General features: G+C 69.4%; 21 protein-coding genes and 1 pseudogene. 12 read left to right on the top strand and 10 right to left on the bottom strand.

Annotated features, from left to right (window positions below):
* Positions 1–253: 253 nt before the first annotated feature.
* The 4 genes and pseudogenes from BJ960_RS02385 to BJ960_RS16585 all read left to right on the top strand — a co-directional run.
* Complete coding sequence (locus BJ960_RS02385) at positions 254–1108, top strand: ParA family protein (RefSeq protein WP_121076084.1); 855 nt, start codon at positions 254–256, stop codon at positions 1106–1108.
* A gap of 10 nt (positions 1109–1118) precedes the next feature.
* Complete coding sequence (locus BJ960_RS02390) at positions 1119–1943, top strand: segregation and condensation protein A (RefSeq protein WP_121076081.1); 825 nt, start codon at positions 1119–1121, stop codon at positions 1941–1943.
* On the top strand, positions 1936–2571 hold the full coding sequence (gene scpB / locus BJ960_RS02395) for an SMC-Scp complex subunit ScpB (RefSeq protein WP_185986100.1): 636 nt from the start codon (positions 1936–1938) through the stop codon (positions 2569–2571). The genes BJ960_RS02390 and scpB overlap by 8 nt, the downstream gene beginning before the upstream one ends.
* A gap of 85 nt (positions 2572–2656) precedes the next feature.
* Positions 2657–3439, top strand: a pseudogene (locus BJ960_RS16585) (pseudouridine synthase); the annotation flags it as partial.
* Between the two features lie 698 nt (positions 3440–4137).
* Here BJ960_RS16585 and BJ960_RS02405 read toward each other — a convergent pair.
* Positions 4138–5337: a YeiH family protein gene (locus BJ960_RS02405; RefSeq protein WP_185986101.1), complete on the bottom strand. Its 1200-nt coding sequence runs from the start codon at positions 5335–5337 to the stop codon at positions 4138–4140.
* Between the two features lie 80 nt (positions 5338–5417).
* Here BJ960_RS02405 and BJ960_RS02410 point away from each other — a divergent pair, with 80 nt between their 5' ends.
* Positions 5418–6323 (top strand): LysR family transcriptional regulator, encoded by a 906-nt coding sequence (locus BJ960_RS02410; protein WP_185986102.1) that lies wholly within the window; start codon positions 5418–5420, stop codon positions 6321–6323.
* Between the two features lie 176 nt (positions 6324–6499).
* Here the strand turns inward: BJ960_RS02410 and BJ960_RS02415 are convergent, their stop codons facing one another.
* Positions 6500–7627: a 3-isopropylmalate dehydrogenase gene (locus BJ960_RS02415; protein ID WP_185986103.1), complete on the bottom strand. Its 1128-nt coding sequence runs from the start codon at positions 7625–7627 to the stop codon at positions 6500–6502.
* A 176-nt stretch (positions 7628–7803) separates the two neighbouring features.
* Here BJ960_RS02415 and BJ960_RS02420 point away from each other — a divergent pair, with 176 nt between their 5' ends.
* The gene (locus BJ960_RS02420; protein WP_185986104.1) at positions 7804–9309 is read left to right on the top strand and encodes an aldehyde dehydrogenase family protein; all 1506 of its coding nucleotides are present in this window, start codon (positions 7804–7806) and stop codon (positions 9307–9309) included.
* A 46-nt stretch (positions 9310–9355) separates the two neighbouring features.
* On the top strand, positions 9356–10147 hold the full coding sequence (locus BJ960_RS02425; protein ID WP_185986105.1) for an SDR family NAD(P)-dependent oxidoreductase: 792 nt from the start codon (positions 9356–9358) through the stop codon (positions 10145–10147).
* Positions 10148–10355: 208 nt separating this feature from the next.
* On the opposite strand, the gene BJ960_RS02430 is transcribed toward BJ960_RS02425, so the two are convergent.
* From BJ960_RS02430 to BJ960_RS02460, 7 genes are all read right to left on the bottom strand, one after another.
* Complete coding sequence (locus BJ960_RS02430; RefSeq protein WP_202229168.1) at positions 10356–10919, bottom strand: PACE efflux transporter; 564 nt, start codon at positions 10917–10919, stop codon at positions 10356–10358.
* Between the two features lie 155 nt (positions 10920–11074).
* Positions 11075–12064: an Abi family protein gene (locus BJ960_RS02435; protein WP_185986106.1), complete on the bottom strand. Its 990-nt coding sequence runs from the start codon at positions 12062–12064 to the stop codon at positions 11075–11077.
* 225 nt (positions 12065–12289) lie between these two features.
* A complete protein-coding gene (locus tag BJ960_RS02440; RefSeq protein WP_185986107.1) occupies positions 12290–13696 on the bottom strand; it encodes an amidase in 1407 nt (468 codons plus the stop codon).
* Between the two features lie 72 nt (positions 13697–13768).
* The gene (locus BJ960_RS02445; RefSeq protein WP_185986108.1) at positions 13769–15556 is read right to left on the bottom strand and encodes an ABC transporter ATP-binding protein; all 1788 of its coding nucleotides are present in this window, start codon (positions 15554–15556) and stop codon (positions 13769–13771) included.
* Positions 15556–16449, bottom strand: coding sequence for an ABC transporter permease (locus BJ960_RS02450; protein ID WP_372430591.1), 894 nt, complete (start codon positions 16447–16449; stop codon positions 15556–15558). Before BJ960_RS02450 ends, BJ960_RS02445 begins: the two co-directional genes overlap by 1 nt.
* A 2-nt stretch (positions 16450–16451) precedes the next feature.
* Positions 16452–17399 carry an ABC transporter permease gene (locus BJ960_RS02455; RefSeq protein ID WP_185986109.1) on the bottom strand — a complete coding sequence of 316 codons (948 nt, stop codon included), beginning with the start codon at positions 17397–17399 and terminating at the stop codon, positions 16452–16454.
* A gap of 79 nt (positions 17400–17478) precedes the next feature.
* On the bottom strand, positions 17479–18999 hold the full coding sequence (locus BJ960_RS02460; protein ID WP_185986110.1) for an ABC transporter substrate-binding protein: 1521 nt from the start codon (positions 18997–18999) through the stop codon (positions 17479–17481).
* Positions 19000–19326: 327 nt separating this feature from the next.
* Between BJ960_RS02460 and BJ960_RS02465 the strand changes: the two genes are divergently transcribed.
* Entirely contained in the window at positions 19327–20103 is a 777-nt protein-coding gene (locus tag BJ960_RS02465) for a FadR/GntR family transcriptional regulator (RefSeq protein WP_121076041.1), read from the top strand.
* A gap of 384 nt (positions 20104–20487) precedes the next feature.
* Here the strand turns inward: BJ960_RS02465 and BJ960_RS02470 are convergent, their stop codons facing one another.
* A complete protein-coding gene (locus tag BJ960_RS02470) occupies positions 20488–21729 on the bottom strand; it encodes an MFS transporter (protein ID WP_185986111.1) in 1242 nt (413 codons plus the stop codon).
* Between the two features lie 457 nt (positions 21730–22186).
* Between BJ960_RS02470 and BJ960_RS02475 the strand changes: the two genes are divergently transcribed.
* From BJ960_RS02475 to der, 4 genes are all read left to right on the top strand, one after another.
* Positions 22187–22645 (top strand): Lrp/AsnC family transcriptional regulator, encoded by a 459-nt coding sequence (locus BJ960_RS02475; RefSeq protein ID WP_121076236.1) that lies wholly within the window; start codon positions 22187–22189, stop codon positions 22643–22645.
* 122 nt (positions 22646–22767) lie between these two features.
* Positions 22768–23856: a prephenate dehydrogenase gene (locus BJ960_RS02480; RefSeq protein WP_185986112.1), complete on the top strand. Its 1089-nt coding sequence runs from the start codon at positions 22768–22770 to the stop codon at positions 23854–23856.
* Positions 23856–24584, top strand: coding sequence for a (d)CMP kinase (gene cmk, locus BJ960_RS02485; RefSeq protein WP_237463611.1), 729 nt, complete (start codon positions 23856–23858; stop codon positions 24582–24584). The genes BJ960_RS02480 and cmk overlap by 1 nt, the downstream gene beginning before the upstream one ends.
* A gap of 143 nt (positions 24585–24727) precedes the next feature.
* Positions 24728–26143, top strand: coding sequence for a ribosome biogenesis GTPase Der (der, locus tag BJ960_RS02490; protein WP_220663702.1), 1416 nt, complete (start codon positions 24728–24730; stop codon positions 26141–26143).
* Positions 26144–26166 lie beyond the last annotated feature (23 nt).

The following is a 26166-nucleotide window of genomic DNA, read 5'->3' on the forward strand; positions in this document are numbered from 1 at the left end:
GACGCGACAGTGTTGAGCCCGCGCATGCCCGAGATCGCTCTGGGGCTATAGAGACACCGGGCACGGGCGCGACAAGCTGTGGCATCTTGACGACGTTCGGTTCTGCACGTGCTGCGGTCGGCCACGTCGGGTTCCCCATCATGTCAACCGATCGGACGGTAACAGAGTGCGAACGCGCGCTTCGTCGGGCTCGCACCCCGGGACCGGCCCCAGGCCCGATAGGATAGGGCGTTAGCGACGGAAGGGAACTGGAGTGGCGAAAAAGCAGGTTGAGCTGGGACCGACGGGACGCCCGGAGCGCGTCATCCCCGCGCCCAAGACGCTCGATCGGCACGGGCCCGCGCGCATCATCGCGATGTGCAACCAGAAGGGCGGCGTCGGCAAGACCACGTCGACGATCAACCTTGCGGCCGCGCTCGCGCGCTACGGCCGGCGTGTGCTCGCCGTCGACTTCGACCCGCAGGGCGCGCTATCGGCCGGCCTCGGCGTTCCCGCGCACGACGTCCCGACGATCTACGACCTCATGCTCGGCAAGGTGAAGGATCCGCGCGAGGCGATCCAGCACACGAGCACCGAAGGTCTCGACGTGATCCCCGCGAACATCGACCTGTCGGCGGCCGAGGTGCACCTCGTGAGCGAGGTTGCCCGCGAGCAGATCCTCGGCGGCGTGCTGCGGCGCATCACCGACGACTACGACGTGATCCTCATCGACTGCCAGCCGTCGCTCGGCCTGCTCACCGTGAACGCGCTCACCGCGAGCCACGGCGTGCTCATCCCGCTTGCCTGCGAGTACTTCGCGCTCCGCGGCGTCGCGCTGCTCGTCGAGACGATCGACAAGGTGCGCGACAGGCTGAACCCGTCGCTCGAGCTCGACGGCATCCTCGCGACGATGTACGACCCGCGCACGCTCCACGCCCGCGAGGTGCTTGAGCGCGTCGTCGACACGTTCGGCGACTCGGTGTTTGACACCGTCATCGGCCGCACCGTGAAGCTGCCCGACGCGCAGATCGCCGCGCAGTCCGTGCTCGAGTACGCGCCGTCGAACCCCGCCTCCGAGGCATACCTGAAGCTCGCCCGCGAGCTCGTGCAGCGCGGCGTGGTTGCCTAACCGAGATGCCATGACCGCGCTCGAGACCGGGCCCGAGCCCGCGAGCGACGATCCCGGATTCAGGGTCTCGCTCGACGGCTTCGATGGCCCGTTCGACCTGCTGCTCACGCTGATCGGCAAGCACGAGCTCGACATCACCGAGGTCTCGCTGTCGCTCGTGACCGACGAGTTCATCGCGTACCTGGCGACGCTCGAAGGGCAGGGCCTGCTCGCGCTCGACCAGGCCTCCGAGTTTCTCGTCGTTGCGGCGACACTGCTCGACATGAAGATCGCCAGCCTGCTGCCCCAGGGGGAGACCGTCGATCCCGAGGACATCGCGCTGCTGGAGGCGCGCGACCTCCTGTTCGCGCGGCTGCTGCAGTACCGCGCGTTCAAGCAGGCGAGCGACTGGTTTCGCGAACGGCTCATCGCCGAGGAGAAACGCCACCCGCGGCAGGTGCCGCTCGAACCGAAGTATCGCGAACGCGGCCCCGAACTCGTGTGGACGCTGTCGCTCGACGACTTCGCCGCCGTCGCCCTGCTCGCGTTCACCCCGCGCGAGCTCCCGACGGTCGGGCTTGACCACCTGCACGCCCCGCTCGTGTCCATCCGCGAGCAGGCGGCCATCATTGTCTCGATGCTGCGTGGCGGGCCGGCGCGCAGCTTCCGCGAGCTCATCGTCGGGGTGACGGAGAAGGGCGTCATCGTCGCGCGCTTCCTCGCGATCCTCGAACTGTACCGCCGAGACGCCGTGCTGTTCGACCAGGCTGAGCCTCTCGGGGAGCTCAGCGTGCAGTGGTCGGGGGAGCACTGGAACGACGAAGAACTCTCGACGCTAGGAAGTGACTATGACTGACGAGACGCTCGATCCTGATCGCGAAACGCCGCTCAGCGTGGCCCGCGCTACCCACACGCTGCAGCAGCAGCTTGAGGCGCTGCTCATCGTCGCCGACGAGCCGCTCTCGGCAGTGACGCTCGCGACGGCCTGCGACGCGCCCGTGCGCGAGGTACGCAAGGCCCTTGTCGCGCTCGTCGCCGACTACGACGGGACCGGTGCGAGTGCGGCGGGTGCCACCGAGCCTCAAGCGCCGCGCGGCTTCGAACTGCGGGAGGTCGCCGGCGGCTACCGGTTCTACGTGCGCGAGAGCCTCGACCCCGTCGTCGAAGACTTCGTGCAGCAGCAGACGCCCGCGAAGCTGTCGCAGGCCGCCCTCGAGACGCTTGCCGTCATCGCGTACAGGCAGCCCGTGTCGCGCGGCGCGATCGCGTCGATCCGCGCAGTGAACGTCGACTCTGTCGTGCGCACTCTCCTCGCCCGCGGCCTCGTCGAAGAGGTCGCCCACGACGCGGAGACCGGCGCGATCCTGTATGGCACGAGCGACCAGCTCCTCGGCCACCTGGGCATCGGCGACATCAGTGAACTTCCGTCGGTGGCGCCGCTACTCGACGACGGATCGGAAGGATTTGATCATGAATCGCTCTAAAGGCGAAGACAGCGACCGCATGAGCGACGACGGCGGTGACGCCGGCGGGCAGTTCTCAGTCGACGGCACGGCCGTTGAGATCGACATGGCCGAGTGGGGGTGGGACCGTCCCGTGACGTCCTCGTCCAACGAGGTCGACCGCGAGGGCGAAGAAGGGACCGTCCGCCTGCAGAAGGCGCTCGCCAACGCGGGCGTGGCCTCACGCCGCGCCTGCGAGACGCTCATTACGAGCGGCCGCGTCACCGTGAACGGGGAGGAACAGCGCGAGCTCGGCTCCCGAGTGCACCCGGAGACCGACGAGGTGCGCGTTGACGGCGTCGTCGTGCAGCTCGACTCATCGAAGCGCTACTTCGTGCTCAACAAGCCCGTCGGCGTGGTCTCGACGATGAGCGACGAGCACGGCCGCCCCGACCTGCGCGAGTTCGCGGGCCAGGTGGAAGACCGCCTCTACAACGTCGGCCGGCTCGACACTGACACGAGCGGACTGCTGATCCTCACGAACGATGGTGAGCTTGCACACAAGCTCGCGCACCCGAGCTTCGGGGTCGAGAAGACCTACGTTGCGAAGGTGCGGGGCCGGGTGACGGCCGCGGTGATCCAGCAGATGCTCGAAGGCGTCGAGTTGAAGGACGGGCCGATGCGCGCCGACCGCGCGAAGCTCCTGCCGGGCGGTTCGACGAAGACGCACTCGCTCGTAGAACTCACCATCCACTCGGGGAAGAACCGCATCGTGCGCCGATTCCTCGCCGAGCTCGGTCATCCCGTCGAGGAGCTCGTGCGGCGCCAGTTCGGCCCGCTGAACCTCGGTACGCTCCGCGCTGGCGAGCTCCGGGAGCTCTCCGCGGCCGAGCGCGGCGCACTGCTCTCCGCGGGCGAGGGCAGCGATGCTGAGGCCGAGACGACCGGCGCGCGCGGCTCGAGCCGCAGCGGCGGGCGCGGCGCTGACGGGAAGCACAAGAACGCGAACGCCCGCGGCAAGAACCGGCCGATCACCGGCGGGCGCCCGGGTGACGGCAAGGGCGCGAAGGGCATGCGCGGGATCGCCGCGCGTGGCAACCCGAACGCCGGTCGCGGACAGGCTGATGAGGATCGCGGTGGCGCTCCGCGTGGTGGCGCTGGCGGCGACCGGCGCGGTGGCCAGCGGGGTGGCGGTGAACGGCGTGATGACCGGCGCGATGACTGGCGCGGTGGCGGTAGCGGTGTGCGCGGGCGTGACGGGGAACCCCGCGGGCGCTCGGGCGGCGACCGGGGCCGAACGGGCGATGGCCGCGGGCGCCCCCTCGAACGCGGCTGGGTCGACAACCCCTGGGACGATTCGCGTGGAGACCGGCGCGGTGGTGCCGGTGGATCGCGCGGCGACTCCCGTGGCGGCGGCAGCGGTTCGCGCGGTGGGTACCGCGGTGACTCGCGCGGCGGCCGTGACACCGATCAGCGTGGCGGAGGCCCCCGCGGTGGTGGCTCCTCCGGCAGCCGGTCAGGTGGCGCGCGCGGCGGTCGAGGTCGCGCCGGCCGCTGAGTCCGGGACGGGCGGCTGCCCGGCAGGAGGGGGTGCTGCCCGCCGGTTCTCTATCCGACGAGTAGCACGCCCGCGTAGGCGATCGCAGCAACGAGCACGGTCGCGAGTGCGGCGAGAACGAAGGGCCTGAACCCGACCTTCACGAGGCTCTTCACCTTCACGCCACACCCCAGGCCGAACATTGCTGCGGAGAGCAGCACGGTCTGCAGGAGCTGACCCGTCGCGAGCACACCCTCGGGGAGCGCCGCGAACGAGCGCAGCAGCACCATGGCGAGGAAGCCGATGATGAACGGGGGCACGATGGGAGGCAGCTTCGGCTGGCTTCCGGCGTGGCCCTCCAGCGGCGCGGGCACGCTGCCAGCGTCCGTGCCGGCGCCGCTCTGGGTGGGCGCCATGGCGGCCCTGGCGCGTGCCGCCCGCCGGATGCGCACGCTCAGCACCGCCATGATCGGTGCGAGCAGCAGCACGCGGGCGAGCTTCACGACCACCGCGAGGGTGAGCGCGGTGCCGCCGAGGATGCCGCCGACCGCGACGACCTGCGCGATCTCGTGGATCGACGCTCCGGCCCACATGCCTGTCTGGTCACTTGTGAGCCCGATGAGCGGGCCGAGGAACGGCACGAGCGGGATCATGATCGTCCCGAAGATCACGACGAGGGCGACGGCGGTGACGGTGGCCTGCTCATTCTCGTCGTCGGGGTCGGTGACACCGGCGGCGCCTGCGACGGCCGCGGCACCGCAGATCGAGAATCCGCACGCGATAAGCAGCGTGAGCTGGGTCGGCACCTTGAGGAGCCTCCCGAGCGCGACGGTGCCGAACAGGCCACCAGCGACGACGCAGACGATTACGGCGAGCATCGGCGCGCCGAGGGCGACGATGTCGCCGAGCACGAGCTGCAGGCCGAGAAACACGATGCCTGCTCGGAGCAGCTTCTTCGCCGAGAAGTCGATTCCGGGGGTTGCGGACCGCGGCAGAACCCCGGTGTTCGCCGCGATGATGCCAAGCGCGATCGCGATGATCATGGGGCTCACCCCGGGCATCGCAGCTCCGGCGGCGTACGACGCGCCGGCTGCGGCGAGGCAGATCAGCAGCCCGGGGGCGATCCTCCGGGTCCAGGCCGCGAGCCGGTGACCGCGGCGTCGGCCGCGTGCGTCGGTCGGGCCGCCGTGCGCTGTCAACCGTGGTGCCGCCTGTGCGGCGGGGGCTGCCGGTGATTCAAGGGGTGCGGGTAGGTCGTTCACGCTCCTCATGTTCCTCCTCGGCACACCGACGCGGTAGAGGCACTATCCGCGCAGCCCACAAGTTATCCTTGTGGCTAAGAGGAGGCCGTATGGATCGCGAACCAGACACAGCCGCGCTGCGGGCGCTCGCCCTCATCGCCGAGAACGGCAGCATCTCTGCGGCGAGTTCCGAGCTTGGGGTGAGTCAACAGGCGGTCTCTCTGCGGGTACGCTCGCTCGAGCACGAGCTCGGTGTGCCGTTGCTCGTCCGATCGGCACGGGGGTCGCAGCTGACCGCGGCCGGAGAACTCGTCGTCGGGTGGGCTCGCCCACTGCTCGACGCGGCGACCGAATTCGGCGCAGCAGTCGCGGACCTCCGGGCGGAACGCGACGGTAGCCTGCGGATTGCGGCGAGCCTCACGATCGCCGAACACCTCCTGCCCGGATGGATCGCGCGCTGGCGTGGCCTGCAGGGACCACACGGCGCAACGGCATCCCTCACCGCGGCCAACAGCTCCGCGGTGATCGCCGCGCTACACGCCGGCGAGGTCGACCTCGGGTTCGTCGAGACTCCGGACGTTCCGTCAAGCCTCACAGCGGTGACCGTCGGCCGCGACCGGATCGAAGTCGTCGTCGCTGCGAGCCATCCGTGGGCAGGCCAGACGGTGAGCCCCGCCGAGCTCGCCACGACCCCGATGGTGCACCGCGAGCGGGGGAGCGGCACCCGGCTGGCGTTCGAGCACGCGCTCGCCGCAGCTGGCCAGCCGCGTGCTGCCGAGCCCGCCGTTGTCCACGACACGACGCTCGGGGCGCGCAGCGCGGTGATGGCTGGCGTCGCACCCGGCGCGCTGAGCGTGCTCGCCGTGCGCGACGACATTCGGAGTGGACGGCTTGCGCGCGTCGCAGTGTCAGGGCTCGAAATCACCCGGCCGCTCACAGCACTGTGGCGCGGCGCTGATCCGACGGCCGCAGCGCAGGCGCTGCTGCAGGAGATCGCGGAGTCCCAGGGCGCGTAGATCGATTGGGAAAGCGGGCCCGACCCCGGACCTTCGACCCTCACCACATCTTCCTCTCGAGCGCACACCTACTTACGGGTGAATACGGTGTGCGCTCGCGAAGATGATGTGCTCGGGTGGGGCAGGCGTGCGGGGCGGCCCCGGCGCCACGCCCTGTCCCGCCCCGGCAAGCCTGGTTACCGGCTGGCGGGGAGTGCTGCGAGGGTGGCGAGGAGGGAGTCTGGCACGAGTTCGGTGTTCGCGCGGCCAGAGCGGACGATGTCGGCGATGCGGGTGCCGAGTTCTGCGGTTGTGGCTCCCATGTCTGCGCCCGCGAGGGCGGGGAGGCTGCCGAGGACCTCGACGGTTGCGGCCTCGATGGCCTGGGCGGCGTCGCCCTCGCCGAGGTGGCCGAGCATGAGCGCGAGGGAGAGGATCGCGCCCGAGGGGTTTGCCCAGCCCTTGCCGGCGATGTCGGGGGCGGAGCCGTGGATCGCTTCGAACATGCTGGGCGCGGTTGCGTCGAGGTTGAGGTTTGCGCTGGTGGCGACGCCGAGGCCGCCCTGGATGACGGCGCCGAGGTCGGTGATGATGTCGCCGAAGAGGTTGTCGGTGACGACGACGTCGAAGCGTTCCGGCGTGAGTGGCAGGTGGAAGCACATCGCGTCGACGTGGACGTAGTCGGTTTCGACTTCGGGGTAGCGCTGTGCGACGTCAGCGACGACTTCCTGCCAGAGCTGGCCGGCGGCGACGAGGATGTTCGTCTTGTGGCAGAGGGTGAGCTTCTTGCGGCGTCCGAGTGCGAGGCGGAACGAGAAGTCGACGACGCGTTCGATGCCGGCGCGGGTGTTCAGCGATTCCTGCATGGCGACGGCGTTGGGGGTGCCGGCGTGGACGGTTGATCCCTGGCCGACGTAGGCGCCCTCGGTGTTTTCGCGGACGATGACGAGTTCGCAGCGTTCGGGGGTGAGGCCTGCGATGGGGGTGGGGACGCCGGGGTAGAGGCGGACGGGGCGCACGTTTGCGGCCTGCTGGAAGCGTTGGCGCATTTCGAGGATGAAGCCGCGTTCGAGGATACCGGGGGTGACGCGGGGGTCTCCCATGGAGCCGAAGAGGATCGCGTCGGCGTCGCGGAGCTGGTCTTGTACTTCGGTGAAGAGTTCGCCGGTTTCGAGGTAGTGGTTGGCGCCTGCGGCGTATTCGGTGCGGGTGGTGGTGAAGCCGTAGCGGGTTTCGGCTGCGTCGAGGACTTCGAGGGCGCACGAGACGACTTCGGGGCCGATGCCGTCGCCGGGGAGGATGGCGATGGTGTGGGAGCGCGTCATTGGGATCCTTTCGGGGCCGAAGGGCGCGCGGCGTTGTCGCGGGCCAACTGTTCAACTATATTAACTGGTAAGACCACTCGTTTGAAGGCCCGCTGCCGCGCCCAGGTAGCCGCGGTGCGGCCGGCCGACGATCCTGACCGCACACCCGCACCCCGCACGACAGCAAGGATCCAGCAATGACCGCCATATCCGCCGCATCGACTGCTCCCGAGCTCGGCACCCCCGAGCTCCGCGCCCCCGCGGGCGCCCTGCCCATCGGCACGGGCTGGCGCGACCTCGCCGCGACGTCCGACATCGTCTTCCCGTTCGACGGCTCCGTGTTCGCGCACGCGCCGGTGAGTTCGGCCGCCGACTCCCGCGACGCGCTCGACGCCGCCGAGGCCGCGCGCCCGGAGGTCGCGGCGCTCACGACCGCCGAGCGCAAGGCGATCCTGCAGGGCATCCACGACCGCCTCCGCGCCGACGCCGAGCGCTTCGAGGACCTCCTCGTGCTCGAAACCGGCAAGCCCCGCGCCGACTGCCGGGTCGAGGTGAACCGCACGATTGTCACGCTGCAGGCCACGATCGAGGAGGTCTCGCACGTCACCGGCGAGACCGTGCCGCTCGACGTGCAGGAGCTCGGCCGCGGCATGATCGGCTACTACACCCGCAAGCCGGCGGGCGTGATCGTCGCGATCGCCGGTTTCAACTACCCGCTGCTGCTCGCAACCCACAAGCTCGCGCCCGCGATCGCCGCCGGCTGCCCGGTCATCGTCAAACCCGCGCCGAACACCCCGCTCGCCACGCTCGAGCTGCTCGCGATCACGCGCGACGTGCTCGCGGAGCACGGGGTGACCGGCGCCGCAGTCCAGCTCGTGAACGGCGGCCCGGAGGTCGGCGAGACGCTCGTGCAGGATCCGCGCGCTGCCGTCGTCTCCTTCACCGGATCGGCGAAGATTGGGCATCTCATCGCGAAGCAGGCGGCGCCGCGCAAGGCGCTCCTCGAGCTCGGTTCGAACACTGGCTTCATCGTCGCGGCGGACGCCGATATTGAGGCCGCGGTCGATGCCGTGTTCCGCGGCGGGTTCTACGCGAACGGGCAGGCGTGCATCTCGGTGCAGCGCGTCGTGCTCGAGCGCCCGATCGCTGAGCGCTTCACCGCCCGCCTCATTGAGCGCATGGGTGAGATCGTCGTCGGCGATCCCCGTGACATCGCGACGAACGTCGCGCCCGTGATCAACGAGGCGTCGGGGGAGCGCATCCGCGCGATGGTGGATCGGGCCCTCGCCGCTGGCGCCACGCTCCTCACGCCGGGCACGATTCCCGAGACCGGAGCATCTGTGCCCCCGATCGTGCTCGGCGATGTGCCCCGCGAGGTCGACGCCTGGTGCGAGGAAATCTTCGGCCCGGTCGTCTGCCTCACCACGGTGGACTCGGTTGACGAGGCGATCGACCTCGTGAACGACTCGCGCTACGGGCTGCAGGCCGCCGTCTACACGGCGTCGCTCGAGTCGGCCTTCGCCGCGATCGAGCGGCTCGAGGTCGGCGGCGTCGTTGTGAACGAGATCCCTGGCTTCCGCTCCGACATCATGCCCTACGGCGGCGTGAAGGACTCCGGCATCGGCCGCGAGGGCCCGCGCTACGCGATCGAGGAGTACACGGTCACCCGCATGGCGATGATTCGCCCGAGGGCGCGCTCCTAGCCTGCCGCCCCCGTACCGCCGCCACACAACCCAAAGGACTCACACTATGACCGCCGTTGACTACTCCAAGCTCTTCCGCCTCGATGCGCGCACCGTCGTCGTGATCGGCGGCGGCAGCGGCATCGGCCGCGAGTCCGCGCAGGCGCTCGCCGCGCACGGCGCACACGTCGTCGTCGCGGACCTCAAGCTCGAGGGCGCCGACGAGACGGTGCAGCTCATCGCCGAGGCCGGCGGATCCGCCGAGGCGTTCCAGCTCAACGTGCTCGACGACGCCGAGGTTGAGGCCGCGGCGGAGCGCTTCGGCACCGCCAACGCGCTCGTGTTCACGGCCGCGACGAACGTGCGCAAGCGCATGGAGGACTACTCGCTCGACGAGTTCGACCGGGTTGTGAACCTGAACATGCGTTCGTCGTTCCAGCTCATCCGCCACTTCGGGAAGCGGTTCGCGGCGAACGGCGGCGGATCGATCATCGGCTTCGCCTCGATCCGCGCGCAGGTCGTCGAGCCCGGGCAGGGCGTGTATGCGGCGACCAAGGCCGGCCTCGTGCAGCTCGCGAAGACCGCCGCGGCCGAGTTCGGTCCGCAAGGCGTGCGCGTGAACGTCGTCGCCCCTGGCGTTGTCGAGACCCCGCTGACGGCCCAGATCAAGGCGAACCCCGAGTGGTACGACGCCTACGCGAAGAAGAGCGCCTTCGGCCGCTGGTCGCGCCCCGAGGAGCTCGCGGGCGCCGTCGTGTACCTCGCGAGCGATGCGTCGTCGTTCGTGACGGGATCCACCCTCATGGTTGACGGCGGCTGGACCGCGATCGACGGCCGCTTCACCCCGCCGGCCTCCTAGCCCCTGCGAGCCGCCGCGCCCGCCGCCGAGATGGCGGGTGCACTGGCGGTCGTATTCGACCCACCGACTCCGGCGGCCTTCCCCAACTTTCCCCAAGTTCGGCCCCGGTTCCCCATGGGAGCGGCCGAACCGGCCCTCCCAGCGCACACCCCCTTCCTGGTACAGGGAAGGGGGTGTGTCGTAGGCGCGGAAGCGAGACTGCGGTGGACTACTTCGCGGACTCTGGCAGGCCGACGAGCTTGTCGAACGCCCACGAGTACACGTAGGTGAACACGAGGAAGAACACGAGCAGGCTGGCCTCGATCATGAACGCCTCGACGAGGCTCACCTTGAGCATGAACGCGACGAGCGGGATCGTGAAGACGAGCACGCCGCCCTCGTACCCGAAAGCGTGGCCGAGGCGGACGAACACGCCGCGGCCGGTCCAGCCGAAGCGGCGCTCGGCGCGCTCGAAGAGCGTGTTCCAGGCGTAGTTCCAGATGGTCGCCGTCGTCGACAGCAGGATCGCGGTGAGCGTCGCCTGCCCGCCGGAGTGGCCGAGCATGCCGCCGAGCACGAACACGGTGAAGAGGACGCTGAGGATCTCGTAGCCGCCGACGTAGATCACGCGGCGAAGGATCGGGTGCATCGCCGCGCGCGGCGCCGCATCGGTCGACGCGGCAGCAGCGGGAAGGGAGGGCACCCCGGCGGCCTGAATGGTGCCGGTGGTGGGGATTGACAGGGTTGCGGTAGCGGGCGCTATCGACAGATCGTGGTGGCCTGGGCCGGTCACGGGTATCACTCCAGAAGCGAAAGATTCGTTGCAGAGGGGTCTTGGCGTGACCGCACCTCTGAATTGCGGATTGCAACGTGTTTCAAGCTTATCTCAACGGATTCCGTCGCGCAAACTCGCTCAGAAGGAGCATAAGCCCCGAATGACCTTTTCCTTTAGTTGTTCCAGAGATCGCTCTCCAGCCATCCTGCAGCGATGCCCATTGACCCCTGATCGATGTGTTTGCCTGAGGGAAACGCTCTGAGATGCGCCGCAAGCCGCCTGGGCCAGTCCCCATTCGGTTCGATGACCCGCATGAGGTACGCCATGACTGCGAGTGCGTTGTAGGAGCCGAACTGCTTCGGCGCCTGAACCGAGCCCAAGTGCGCGAGGAGCGGCACTTGGTCAGGCTTGGGGCGCTTTGGAGCAACAACGAGCTTCCGGTTGAAGAATCGTGCGTGATGGGCAGCAACGTTTCTGACGTAGTTCGTGGTTGCAATCCAGCTGTCGAGTAGCCGTTTTGTTGGAACGCCGAACTCCTCGGCGATGCTCGTCGCAAGATCGTTTCGCAGCCCAGCATAGAGACGCGACAGATGGCCGAGCTCGAGCAGCTCCGTGAGCGCCCAGATCGGCATTCGGTTGTCATACTTCAACCGAAAGTGCATCACAAAAGCCTCATCAGAGCTATTACGTCTCTGCTCGACGCGCGAAAGCCAAGCTTCGTGTCGGCTCGGTAGCGGCGAGCCGTCTGGCCCAGCGGTACCGGCTCGTGTGAACGAGTCGATAAATATTGACGGATCTTCGTGTGCGAACGCGTCGACCTTGCCGATCGTGTAGCCAATCCGCGTTCGGAGCGTGGTTTCGATCCGTTCAACCGCGTCAAGCGTCAAAAGGCGAAGAGTTCTGTCGAAGTCGATTAACGCGGCGGCGTTACCGATCGTGGTCGCTTCACGATATGTACTGAGCACTCTGAGGCGGTCGTTCCCTACTTCGTCGCGGAACGTTTCCGACTTCCGGAAGGGATAGAGGTACCCGGTCAGACGGTAGTACCCGATAGAACGGAGCAGGGCCTGGGCATCCGATCGATTCGGAATGATCACACCGCGTTCGACGAGCCTGTCAATCTGTTCATCGATCGTCAGCCAGGGCTTGGCGTAGTGCGCCATGAGGTCTCCACAATAGAAAATCGGCCCGAGCCGTGAGGCGAGCGGGCCGATCTTGATGACTAGATTCTAGCAGGTATTCTCTTCGCAGGGCGGCGTGCTCAACACGTTCCCTGGATCTTAACTGGGTTCGCAGAAGGTTGCGAGGGGTGTGCGAGGTTCTCCAAGATTCTCATTATTTCGGGCGCTGTGAGCCGAGCGAACCCTCCCACACCTGGTCGTCAGGACCTACGGAATCGCGTTCCAGTCCACCTCGGCGCCCGCGCCGCGCACCGTCTCGAACCAGTGGGCGACCCGCATGAGGCGGTCGTCGGAGCCGATGGGGCCGGCGATCTGCAGGCCGACGGTGCGGCCGTCAGCCTGGATGCCGGCGCCGATCGACACGGCGGGCTGGCCCGACATGTTGTACGGCACGGTGAACGAGATGTGGCCCATCGTGGCGAGCGGGTCGGTGATTGGCATGGGATCCTCAGCGGGGAACGCGGCGACAGGGGTCACTGGCGAGAGCACGAGGTCGTAGGGCGCGGTCGCGAGACGCGTGAGCCTCGCCATCTCGTCCGAGCAGTTGCGATTTCGCACCGTCTCCGCCGCCGTGAAGTCCTTGCCCGCCGAGCACCAGTCGACGATGAACGGCAGCACGAGTGCGCGCTCGGCCTCGCTCAGGAGCTCGAGGTCGGCGTATGAACGTGACCGCCAGAAGTTCACGAGTCCGTCGAGCACCTCGGCGCCGACGAACGGGGCGAGCGGCTCGACGGTCGCGCCAGCGTCCGCGAAGAGCGACGCCGCACGCTCGATGATCGCGAGCGTCTCGGGCTCGACCTCGAGGCCGGAGCCAGCATCGAGCTGGATAGCGACTCGGAGGCCAGCGGGCGCGAGTGGCGTCAGCGACCAGTCCATCTCGCGGTACTCGCGGGTGAGGTAGTCGCGCACGTCAGGCTTCGCGACGATCGACATGAGCCGGATCGAGTCGGCTGCGGTGCGCGTGAGCGGGCCGGCGGCGCGCCCCGTGTACGGCACGTCGAGGGGGATCAGCCCCTCGCTCGGCTTCAGCGCGGTGAGGCCCTGCCAGGTGCCCGGCAGGCGGATCGAGCCGCCGATGTCGGTGCCGATGTGGAGCGGGCCGTAGCCTGCAGCGGCCGCCGCACCCGCACCGGCGCTGGAGCCGCCCGAGGTGTGGGCCGGGTTGAGCCCGCCGCGGGTAATCCCGTGCAGGCTGGAGACGCCGGAGGAGAGCATGCCCCAGTCGGGCATCGTCGTCGACCCGACGATGACGACGCCGGCCTCGAGCAGCCTGTCGGTCGTGGGCGCGTTCGCGGCCGCGATCGGCGGGTTCGGGAGCGCGGTGCCAGACGGCTTCGGGCGGCCAGCGCGCGCGACGTTCTCCTTCACCGTGCCCGGCACGCCGTCGAAGGGACTGAGCTGCTCGCCCGCGGCCCAGCGGGCGGTCGACGCGGCCGCGTCGGCGCGCACCTCGTCGGGCTCGTGCAGGTAGAGCGCGTTCAGCTCGGGCTCGCGCTCGGCGACGCGGGCGAGCACGTGTTCCGCGACCTCGGTTGGGGTGAGCGTTCCCGCGGCGTAGCGCTCGGCGAGCGTTCCCGCGTCGAGGAAGGCGTATTCGGTTGTGGGGTGAGACATCGGTGCCTTTCGCGCGGGGTGAAACGGGGTCAACTGGTGAAACTGGTGAAGCTGGTCCGACAGGTCGGGCGGCTACGCGCTCCCCGAGAGCAGCTCCTGCCTGAGCGTGAGCGACGAGTCGATGAGCCGCTTCGTGTACGGGTGCTGGGGGTCGCGGTAGACCGTCTCGGTCTCGCCTGCCTCGACGATCTCGCCGGACTGCATGACGATGACCGAGTCGCAGAGGTGCCGGACCACGTTCAGGTCGTGCGAGACGAACACGAGCGTGAGCCCGTACTCGTCGACGAGGTCCGCGAGCAGGTTGAGCACCTGTGCACGCACCGACACGTCGAGGGCGCTCACGGGCTCGTCGGCGACGACGACCGCGGGCCGGCAGATGAGTGCGCGCGCGATCGAGATGCGCTGCCTTTGGCCGCCCGAGAACTCGTGCGGGTAGCGCTCGGCGGCCGAGGCGGGAAGGCCCACGGCCTCGAGCATCTCGGCGACCATGCGCGAGCGGTCGGCCGCGGTCTCGTTCCTGCCGCGAACGAGCAGCGGCTCCGAGATGATCTGCTCGACGCTCATGCGCGGGTCGAGCGAGCCCATCGGATCCTGGAACACGATCTGCAGCTGCTGTCGGAGCTCCCGGAGCTGCGCCTCCTTCGCCCCCGCGACCTCGTTGCCGACGACGACCGCCGAGCCTGAGGTTGGCTGGTCGAGGCCAGCGAGGATCCGGAGCAGCGTCGACTTCCCCGATCCCGATTCGCCAACAACGCCGAGGCGACCGCCGCGCGGCACCTCGAACGAGATCCCCTTGAGCGCGTGCACCTCCGCCGCGGGCTTGAACAGGCTCGTCTTGCCGCGGGTGTAGGTGCGCACGAGGTCGGTGACGCGCATCACGGGCTCCGCGCTGGGATCCGCAGCCGCGCACTGGGCGACGTGCTCGCGCTCGGCCGCTGCCGCGTGCGCCGCAACCTCGCGGTCGGCCGCGGGATCCACGGTCGGTGGCACGTAGTCGCGCGCGCTCGCAACGGTGAACAGGCGACCGTCGGCGTCGGTCGCCTCGAGGTCGGAGGCTGCGAGCAGGCCCCGCGTGTACGGGTGCTGCGGGCGCGTGAAGATCTCGTCGGTGGGGCCCTCCTCGACGATCCTGCCGTCGTTCATCACGAGCACGCGCGTGCACATGTTCGCGACGACGGCGAGGTCGTGCGTGATGAAGAGGAGCCCGGTGCCGCGCTGCTTCACGAGCTCGAGGATGAGGTCGAGCACCTGCCGCTGCACGGTCACGTCGAGCGCCGTCGTCGGCTCGTCGCAGAGCAGCAGCGCCGGATCGTTCGCGAGCGCCATCGCGAGCATGACGCGCTGCCGCTGCCCGCCAGACAATTGGTGCGGGTAGGCGCGGGCCGCCTGCGCGGGGTCGGGGAGCTTCACCGCGTCGAGCATCTCGATCGCGCGCTGCTTTGCTTCGGCCTTGCCCTTCACGAGCGCGTGCTGGGTCATGATCTCGGCGACCTGGTCGCCGGCGCGCATGAGCGGGTTGAGGGCCGTGAGCGGCTCCTGGAACACCATCGCCATGTCGCGGCCGCGGATCTTCATGAGCTCGCGCTCGGACGCCTCAAGCAGGTTGCCGTCGCGGCCGTCCTGCTGAGCGGCGCCGCGCAGCGTCACCGAGCCGTCGGCCGTGACGCCGTTCGGCAGCAGGCCGAGGAGCGCGGTCGTGGTCATCGACTTGCCAGAGCCTGACTCGCCGATGAGGCCGATCCGCTCGCCCTGCTGCATGTGCAGCGAGAAGTCGTGCACGAGGGTGCGGTGCGCGGTGCGCACGTTCAGGTGGTCGACCGCGAGCAGCGTGTCGGTTCCCGGGGTCACGTTCGTTGCCATCAGCTGCGGCTCCCGTTCAGCTTGGGGTCGAAGCGGTCGCGGAGACCGTCGCCGAGGAGGTTGAAGCCCATCACCGCGAGGGCGATCGCTGCGCCGGGGAAGATCGCGAGCAGCGGGTGGGTGCCGAGGAACTGCTGCGATTCCTGCAGCATGCGGCCCCACGACGGGGTGGGCGGCGGGGTGCCGAGCCCGAGGAAGCTCAGCGCGGCCTCGGCGAGCACGGCGAGCGCGAACGCGACCGAGCACTGCACGACCACGATCCCGATGATGTTCGGCAGGACGTGGCGCACGGCGATCCTGAACCGCGATTGGCTCGCCGCCCGCGCCGCGAGCACGTACTCGGTACTCATCACCTGCAGGGTGCCTGAGCGCGCGACGCGCGCGAACCCGGGGATCGTCGAGACGCCGATCGCGACCATCGCCGTGAGCGTCGAGGCGCCAAACACCGCCGCCGACATGATCGCGAGCAGCAGCGCGGGGAACGCGAGCACGATGTCGGAGGAGCGCATGATGAGCTCCTCGACCCAGCCGCCGCGGATGCCCGCCCAGATGCCGAGCGGGGTACCAATGAGCAGCGCGATGCCGACCGAGACGAGGCCAACGAACAGGGTGATGCGTGCGCCGACGAGCATGCCGGAGAACAGGTCGCGGCCGTACTTGTCGGTGCCGAACCAGTGCTCAGCGCTCGGGCCCTGCAGCCGGTCTGGCGCGTTCACCTGCACGGGGTCGAACGGGGTCCAGGAGAACGACACGATCGCGGTGACGACGACGATGCCGACGAGCACCATGCCGACGATGAGCGTGGGGGAGAGGCCGCGGCGCTTGCGCGGCGCGCGGGGCGCTGAGATCGCGCTCGTGCGCGGGCCCTGCGTGGTCTTCGAGGTCTGGCTCACGGCTAGGCCCCCTTTCGCATGCGCGGGTCGACGATCGTGTAGAGCACGTCGATGAGGAGATTGAGGATCAGCGTGATCGCGACGAGCACCATCACGACCGACTGCACGGTGAGGAGGTCGCGGTTGCCGACGGCGTCGAGCAGCATCGACCCGAGGCCGGGGATCACAAACACGCGCTCGATGACGACGGCGCCGATGATGAGCGCGGCGAGCTGCACACCGGTGACAGTGATGACGGGGATGGCGGCGTTGCGCATGCCGTGCTTGAGCAGCGCTCCCGTCGGGCTCAGGCCCTTCGAGCGGGCGGTGCGGAGGTAGTCCTCGCTCATGATCTCGAGCACTGCCGAGCGCACGTAGCGGGTGAGGATCGCGCCCTGCACCGACGCGAGCGCGAGCACGGGAAGAATGAGGCGGCGCACGAAGTCGCCGAAGTCTTCGCCTGGCGGCGTCCAACCGCCAGCGGGGAGCCAGCCGAGGCCGACCGCGAAGACGAGCACGAGCAGGATGCCCGCGAGGAAGCCGGGGATCGCGACGCCGAGCTGGCTGCCGGCGCCGATCAGGATCCCGGAGGCGTTGCGGTGCCGGACCGCTGCGATCGTGCCGAGCGGGATCGCGATCGCGAGTGCCACGATCATCGCCGTGACGACGAGGATGAGGCTCACCTGCAGCCTGTCGAAGACGAGCGGGCTGATGTCCTGCCTGGTGATGTAGGAGGTGCCGAAGTCGCCGGTGAGCAGGCCCCCGACCCAGTCGAAGTACTGGACGTAGAGCGGCCGGTCCGTGCCGAACTCGTGCTGCAGCTGCGCGACGAGCTCGGGGCTCGCGTTCGTACCGAGCGCGACCTGTGCGGGGTCGCCGGGGATGAGCCGCATGAACAGGAACACGACGACTGTCGCGACGAGGAACGTCGCCGCGAAGCGCGCGAGATTGATGAGAATCCGAATGGCCATGCCGTGGTCCTAGGTGTTGAGGGCGTGGAGCGAACCGGTGTGGCGGGCGCGCTCAGCGCACCCACCACACCGCGTCAGGCTACTTCCAGGAGAGCCCGGTGAGGTCGAGCGATTCGACGATCGCGTTCTCGGGAACGCCGTCGAGCCCGGTCTTCGTGATGACGATGTTCGGGAAGAGGAACAGCACGCCGCTCGCGGCGTCGTCCACGATCTGGCGCTGCACGTCCTGCATGCCCGAGATGTAGCCGGCCTCGTCGGCCTCATCCGCGGCGGTGACGAGCGGGGCGATTTTCGAGTTGTCGTAGCCGATGTAGTAGTCGGGGTTGTTGAAGACGGTGAGCACGTCACGCGCCTCGACGGCGAGCACGGTCGTCATCTCGAAGTTGTGGTTCGTGAAGACGTCGTCGAGCCAGACGGCCGGGAACTCGGAGGACTCGATGGTGACGTCGATGCCGACGTCCTTGAGCTGCGAGACGACGATCTCGGACACGGCTTGCGCGTAGGGGCGCGTCGGCACCTTGTAGGTGACCTTCAGGTTCTCCTTGCCGGCTTCCTTCAGCAGCGCCTTCGCCTTCTCGGGGTCGTAGGCGTACTGGTCGTTGAGGTCGACGTAGTAGGGCTCCTTCGGGGTGACGAAGGTCGCGTCGAGCGAGCCGTAGCCGTTCCACGCGGTGTCGATGATCGCCTGGCGGTCGAGCGCGTAGAGCACGGCCTGGCGGACGCGGACGTCATTGAACGGCTCGGTGCGGTTATTGAACGACAGCGAGATCTCGCCCGAGGAGGTGCCGCTCGTCACGGTGAACGCGTCGTCGGACTCGAAGGTGCTCACGAGCTCGGGGGCCTGAAGGTTCACGATCGCGTCGACGTCGCCGGTGCGGAGCGCGTTCGTCGTTGCCGTCGCGTCAGCGAAGTACTTCAGCGTGACGCCCTCGACGCCCGGCTTGTCACCCCAGTAGTCGTCGCGGGTGACGAGCTCGATCGACTCGTTCTGCTTCCACGACTCGACCGTGTACGGGCCGGTGCCGACGGGAGCGTTCGCGAGGTCCGCGACGCCGTTCGGCGAGAAGATCGCGCCGACGGGGGTGGCGATGTCGAACAGCCAGGCGTTCGACGGGCGCGAGAGGTGCACGGCGACCTCGGTGTCGGAGACGACCTCGACGCTCTCGACGACGTCCATCTTCGCCTTCAGCGTGGTGGTCCAGTCGGTCTTCACGCGCTCGAAGCTGAACTTCACGTCGTTCGCGGTGAACGCGTCGCCGTTCGAGAACGTCGCGCCGTCCTGCAACGTGAAGGTGTAGGTCTTGCGGTCGTCGGAGAGCTTCCACTCCTTGGCGAGGAGCGGCACGATCTCGCCGTCCTGGTTCACCTCGACGAGGCCCTCGTAGACGTTCGTCATGAGCGCCTGCGGGATTGCGGAGCCCGCGGTCGTCGTAAAGTCGAGGTTCACGGGGGCGCCGGTGAGGGCGATCGTTGCGGTGGTCTCGGTCGAGCCGGCGTCGCCGCCGGTGCTGCCGCCCGAGCCTGCCGAGCAGCCGGTGAGGGCGAGCGCGCCCGCCGTGATGATCGCCGCGGCGATGGAGAGAGTTGTCTTACGACGCATAGTGCTTCCTGTTACAACTTGGGCCGGCTACGTCGCCGGCGATGGTGAGTTGGGGTTCTGCGGAGTTGAACGGGGGTTTCGGTTGGTGTTTCGGGGTGGGTCGCGGGGTGTGCGGCCCATGGTGGCGCGATGTGGTGTGGTGTCACCTCCCGGGGCGAGTCGGCTCTGACGCGCGCCTCGCGCCGCGAGGATTCAAACTAGGATACATGGTAAGACCACTTGTGGGGCGCTACTATCTGAGAGAGTTTCCGATACGGATCGTGTGGCCCCGGACAGCCGCAAGACGCCCGGCCCCACAGCTGCAATCTCATAGATGGAGAGTCACCGTTGACACCCACCCACAGCTTCACCCCGGCGGTACCCGTGCTGACATACCAGCGCATTGTCGAGCAGGTGGAGTCGGCCATCCTCTCCGGTGAGATCCCGGTCGGCACGCAGCTCTCAAGCGAGCGCGACCTCATGGTGCAGTTCGGAGTGAGCCGCCCGACGGTGCGCGAGGCACTCCGCGTGCTCCAGAGCATGGGGCTCATCGAACCGAAGCCCGGCACCCGCGGCGGGCCCGTCGTGCTCGCGCCAACGCCGGAGACGCTCGAGCGCTCGTTCCGGGCGATGCTCGGCACCGCGTCGCTCGGACTCGCTGAGCTCGTGCAGTTCCGCATCGTGCTCGACGGTTCCGCGTCCGAGCTTGCGGCCGTGCTGCACACCGAGGACCAGCTCGAACGGATGCGGCAGGCGGTGACCCGCATGCGCGAGGCCGCCGAAGGGGCCGACGGGGCGCAGGCGAGCGACGCCGAATTCGCCGACGCCGACCTCGCGTTCCACCGGACCGTGTGGGAGGCGAGCGGCAACCAGGTGCTGCAGCTCAGCGGCCAGGCGGTCGCGGGCGCGCTCCGGGCGCTCGTGCAGCGCGACCTCGAACGCGGCTCGGGCGAGAGCGCGGTCCGGCTCGACTCGGCGCGCATCGACTCGGGGCTGTTCGAAGCGATCGAACGCCGCGACTCGGCCGAGGCTGGGCGGATCGCCAGGAACGCGATCGCCGACCGCTTCAGCTCAATGCTCACCGAGGAGGAACGTCGGGCGCTCGCCGCGATCACAGCGGGGTAGGGGCGCGGCTGCACGGCGCGGCCCGGTCGCGCGCTCGGCCGGGCCTTGCTCGGCCGGGCCCTGCTCGGACGGCCCCTCGCTCGGCCCCTCGCTCGGCCCGATCCTCGACCGGCCTCATCCTCCGGCGGGGCCCGAACGTACACGGTCCCTGCAGATGTACACGGTTTCAACGCGTAGTTTTCGTGTACGCCTGCAGGAACCGTGTGCACTGGGATGCCGGGGCGCCCGCCAGGGCGGGGACTCGGGGTGGGACTACCGGAGGGGCGGGCTGAGCGGGGCTGCGGCGCCCGCTGGGCGGGGTCGCTGGGGCGCCGGGCCGCCGGCCTGCGGCGCCTGCCGGGCCGGGCCGCCAGCCTGCGACGTGCGCGCCGCGCCGGCCCCGCCTCAGCCGTCGGCGCGGGCCACCCGGAACGCCACAGCCGCAAGCGCGGCGCACGCCAGCGCGATCGCCGCGGTGAAGGCCAGCACGGCCGGCGTCAGCCCGAACGCCGACGCTGCGACACCGAGCCCGAGCACGGGCAGGGTGCTCCCGAGATAGGTGACCGCGTAGATCGTGTTCACGGTCGCGGCGTGCCGCTCGACCGGCACCGCAGCGACCGCGGCACCGAACACCCGCTGGAACGCGATGCCCTGGCCTGCGCCCGCGATGAGGCACGCGACGACGGTGAGCGCGGGGCTTGCGAGCGCCGTCGCCAGCCCGAGCAGGAGTGTTCCCGCGGCGAACGCCGACAATGCGATCGCGGCCGCCCACCTGCCGCGCACCGGGAACAGCTGTGCCCCGGCGGACGCGAGCAGCACGAGCGACGCGAGCAGTCCGAGCACCGGCCGGGAGGTCGCGCCGAACAGCTCGCCGAAGTGCCCGGGCGCGAGCGACAGGCAGAACCCGAGGAACGCGAAGCTCACGAACCCGACGAGAGCGGCAGTGCGGATCGCCGGAGCCGAGCTCGCCACCGCGATCACCGTGCCCGTGTCGGTCGTCACGGTGCGCGGGGCGGCGCCTGCCTGCACCACGGCGGGGCGGCACTCGTTGCGGGGCGCGGCGAGCACGATCGCGGGGATGAGCGCGATCAGGATCGCGGCCCACACGAAGAACGGCGTCTGCGTCGGCGGCCCCATGAGCGAGAGCACACCGCCGAGGATCGGCCCCGCGGCCACGCCGCCGGACGTCGCGAGCAGCGTGAGCCTGCCGCTGAGCGTCGGTCGGCCCGGCAGCAGCACGCGGAGCGCGCTCGATCCCGTCCCGGTCGCGGCCGCGATGGCGAGGCCCTGGACGGCACGTGCGAGGCAGAACCAGGCGAGGGTCGGGGCGATCGCGAGCGCGAGGGTCGCGACGGCGGTCGCCGCGAGCGCCGCAATGATGACGGTGCGGCGGTTCGCCCGCTCGCTGATGGGCCGGAAGAGCACGAGGCCAACGAGCAGGCTGAGCACGTAGCTCGAGAAGGCGATGGTGACGCCAAACGCGTCAATGTTGAGCTTGCCGCCGATCAGCGGGTACAGCGCGGTCGGGAGATTCGCGGCGGTGAGGAGCCCGAAGAGGCTGAGGATCGTGAGGGTCGCGCGAAGTCTGGGGCGCCGGAGGGAGACTGGCGCGCTGCCGGGGTGCGCGAGGGCGTGGGTGGTGCTCAACGTGGTGCTTTCGTACTGGCGACCGGGGTGGTGGTCGCGTGCGGTGCTGCGGGCGCCTGGTGTGGCTTGCAGCGGTGCGGGGAGCGGCTGGTTGGCCGAACCCCGAGGAGTATTCAACCCCACGTTGCCTCGGGCGCGCAAACCCGGGCGATACGGTGCGAAATGCGGCTCCGATGGGCGCACCCCTACGCCGCGACGACGCGGCGTACCCGCGGAAACCACGGGTGCACGGTGGCAGGGAGTTGCGCTCAATCGGGTGCGGTGTGCGAATGGCCTGGGGTGGTGGTCATCTGCGGTGCGAACCCTCCTGGTGGGGCGGGCCGCGGGTGCCGGAGGCGGATGGTGCCGCCTCCCGAGAAGTATTCAATCGATGGGTGCAAGAATCGCGCAACCGGCTACACTTTCACTACGCAATTTGTATGGTCGTTGGCCCGGAATGGAGCGCGAAGTGAGCGAAGTGTATGCCCTCGATGCGACGGATCGTCGAATCCTCGAACAGCTCGACGTTGACGCGCGCATGCCCGTCGCGATGATCGCGCACAAGCTCGGCCTCGCTCGCGGCACCGTGCAGGCGCGCATCGACAAGATGCAGGCGGCTGACGTGTTTCGCCCGCACAGCGCCCGGGTGAAGCCCGCCGCGTTCGGCCGACCGGTCGCCGCGATGGTGCAGGTCGAGCTCGACCAGCACCTCATCACCGAGGCGATCCGCGCCCTCGCGAGCATTCCCGAGGTGCTCGAGTGCTTCGCCCCCGCTGGCGACACCGACCTGCTGCTGCGCGTGGTCGCCCGCGACCCCGAGGACCTGTATCGGGTGAGCGAGGAGATCAGGCTCTGCCCCGGCATCACCCGCACATCGACGAGTCTCTTCCTCCGGCAGGTGATTCCCTATCGCGTCACGGGGATGCTCGCCGAGTAGCTCTGGGGCGGCCGCGGGGCGGCGGTGCGGGGTTTTCCGCGAAAAACAGCTAAAATCGAGGGAGTTTCATCTCCTGGCGCTGGCGAGCGCCCGCAGCGCCACGAACGGAGACCACACCCGCGATGAATGAACTTGAATCCCGCGTCCGCGGCACCGTGCACATCGTCGGCGCTGGGTTGCTCGGCGCGAGCGTCGGTCTCGGGCTGCGCGAGCGCGGCGTCGACGTCACGCTCGAGGATCTCTCGCCGACCGCGGTCGCGCTCGCCGCAGATTACGGTGCGGGCAGGATCCGCGAGGCCGGCGATCCTGAACCGTCCGTCGTCGTGGTCGCGACCCCGCCCGACGTGGTCGCCGACGCCGTCGAGCGGGCGCTCTCGGAGTTCCCGAACGCGGTCGTCACCGACGTCGCGAGCGTGAAGCTCGCCCCGTACCTCGAGCTCGTGCGCCGCGGCGCCCCGCTGAAGAACTACGTCGGCTCGCACCCGATGGCCGGCCGCGAGCGTGGCGGCGCGATCATGGCGCGCGCCGACCTGTTCACCGCGCGGCCGTGGGTGATCTGCCGCGACCGGGACACCCCCGCCGAGGCGCTCTCGCTGGTCGAGGCGATCGCGCTGGATCTCGGCGGCGTGCTCACGGAGATGACGCCGGAGGAGCACGACCGCTCAGTCGGCCTCGTCTCGCACCTGCCGCAGGTCGTGTCGAGCCTGCTCGCCGCGCGACTCGTCTCCGCGGAGGAGCAGGCGATCGCGCTCGCTGGCGCCGGTCTGCGGGATACGACGAGGATCGCGGCCAGCGATCCTGAACTGTGGGTGCAGATCCTCGGGGCGAACCGCGAGCCGGTCGTCGCGCTGCTCGAGCAGTTCTCGGCCGATGTCGCCGCGTTCACCGCGGCGCTCCGCGACGCCGACGCGCCGGGCGCGAAGCGCCGCGTCGCCGACCTGCTCGCGTCGGGCGGCCGCGGCGTCGGGCGCATCCCCGGCAAGCACGGGTCCTCCGAGCGATTCATCACGATCACGGTGCTCATCGACGATACGCCGGGTGAGCTCGGCCGCCTGCTCACCGAACTCGGAGAACTCGGTATTAACATGGAAGACTTGCGCCTTGAGCACTCGCCGGGCGCGCAGATTGGCTTTGCGGAGATCGCCGTGCTGCCAGAAGCCGCCGAACGGGCGGTCGCTGACCTCACCGAGCGCGGATGGAGAACACTGTAATGGGGACCACACCTCCCGCAACCGAACCCATCCTCGTCGCGATCGACGGCCCCGCTGGGAGCGGCAAGTCGAGCGTCTCCCGGGCCGCTGCCGAGCAGATGGGCTTCGGCATCCTCGACACCGGCGCCGCGTACCGCGCGCTCGCGTGGGCCTGCCGCGAGGACGCTGTCGACCTCGACTCGGAAGACGCCGTGGTCGCCATGCTCGACGGCTGGACGTATGCGATCACGCTGCAGGGCGAGCAGCGCGTGCAGGTGACGCTCCCCGGCGGAACTGAGGCGTTCGACGTTTCAGCCGTGATCCGGACCCCCGAGATCTCGGGCCAGGTGAGCCGTGTCTCGAAGCACGCCGAGGTCCGCGTGCGGCTGAACACGATGTTCCGCGAGATCGTCGCGGCCTCCGGCCTGCCGGGCGTCGTCATCGAGGGGCGCGACATCACGACTGTCGTCGCCCCGGATGCGCCCGTGCGGATCCTCATGACCGCGTCGCCCGAGGTGCGGGCGACCAGGCGCCAGGGCGAGCTGCCCGGCGCAATCCACGAGCAGGTGCTCGCGGACATTACGGCGCGCGACGCGAAGGACGCCGCGGTCGTAGATTTTCTGAACCCCGCCCCCGGGGTCACGCTCATTGACACGAGCGACATGAACTTTGGGCAGTCGATCCAAGCTGTGATCGACACCGTTGAGGAGGCCCGCGGGGCCCGCCCATCGAACGAGAAGGAACGATGATGAGCGAAGAACAAGAATTCGACCTGTCGCAGGTCGACCCGAGCGAGATCATCTCGGGCGGCGGCGACGCAGACCTCGACGACGCAGACCTCGACGGCGAAGAGTTTGACGGCAACGTCACCGACGAGGAGCGCCTCCGCGCGATGCGCTCGTCGCTCGACTCGTTCGAGCTTGAGGAGGACGACCGCGACATCCTCACCGCCGACGGCGAGTACATCGGGTTCGCTGAGCCGAGCCTCGAGGCGTTCCCGGTCGTCGCGATCGTCGGCCGCCCGAACGTCGGCAAGTCGTCTCTCGTGAACCGTATCCTCGGCCGCCGCGAGGCCGTCGTCGAGGACATCCCCGGCGTCACCCGCGACCGCGTGACCTACCAGGGGCTGTGGAACGACCGCCGCTTCTCGCTCGTCGACACCGGCGGCTGGGAGCCCGACGCTCGCGGCATCGACCAGTCGGTCGCACTGCAGGCCGAGGTCGCCATCGAGCTCTGCGACGTTGTGCTCTTCGTCGTCGACTCGCGCGTGGGCGCGACCGCGACCGACGAGCGCGTCGTGCAGCTGCTGCGCCGCGCGAAGAAGCCCGTCTTCCTCGTCGCGAACAAGGCCGACGACTCGATCCGCGACGGCGAAGTGTCCGAGCTGTGGTCGCTCGGCCTCGGCGAGCCCCGCCCCGTCTCGGCCGCGCACGGCCGCGGAGTCGCCGACCTGCTCGACGACGTCATGAAGGTGCTGCCCGAGGTGTCCGCTGTCGCGCAGCCGAAGCTCGCCGGCCCCCGCCGCGTCGCGCTGCTCGGCCGCCCGAACGTTGGCAAGTCGAGCCTCTTGAATAAGGCCGCCGGCGAGGAGCGCGTCGTCGTGAACGAGCTCGCCGGCACCACCCGCGACCCCGTCGACGAGCAGGTCGAGATCGCGGGCCGCGTGTGGACCTTCGTCGACACCGCCGGCATCCGCCGCCGCGTGCACCTGCAGAAGGGCGCCGACTTCTACGCGACCCTGCGCACCTCCGCGGCGCTCGAAAAGGCCGAGGTCGCCGTCGTGCTCATCGACGTGACGCAGGAGATCTCGGACCAGGACCTGCGCATCATCGACCTCGTGCTCGAGTCGGGCCGCGCGCTCGTGCTCGCGTTCAACAAGTGGGACATGCTTGATGACGAGCGTCGCAAGTACCTCGAGCGTGAGATCGAGCAGGATCTCGCCCACGTCGACTGGGCGCCCCGCGTGAACATCTCGGCGCGCACCGGCCGCCACCTCGAGAAGCTCGTGCCCGCTCTGGAGCAGGCGCTTGAGTCGTGGGATACCCGCATTCCGACGGCGAAGTTCAACGCGTTCCTCGCGGAGCTCGTGCAGGAGCACCCGCACCCGCTGCGCGGCGGCAAGCAGCCCCGCGTGCTGTTCGGCACGCAGGTGCAGAACCGCCCGCCGACGTTCGTGCTGTTCGTCTCCGGCTTCCTGGACCCCGGCTACCGCCGCTTCATCCAGCGTCGCCTCCGCGAGACGTACGGCTTCGAGGGCACCCCGATCGTGCTGAACATGCGCATCCGTGAACGGCGTGAGCGGCGCTAACTCCGCCGCCTCCCGGCAGCCGA

The sequence above is a fragment of the Leucobacter aridicollis genome (assembly GCF_013409595.1).
Classification (GTDB): Bacteria; Actinomycetota; Actinomycetes; order Actinomycetales; family Microbacteriaceae; genus Leucobacter; species Leucobacter aridicollis.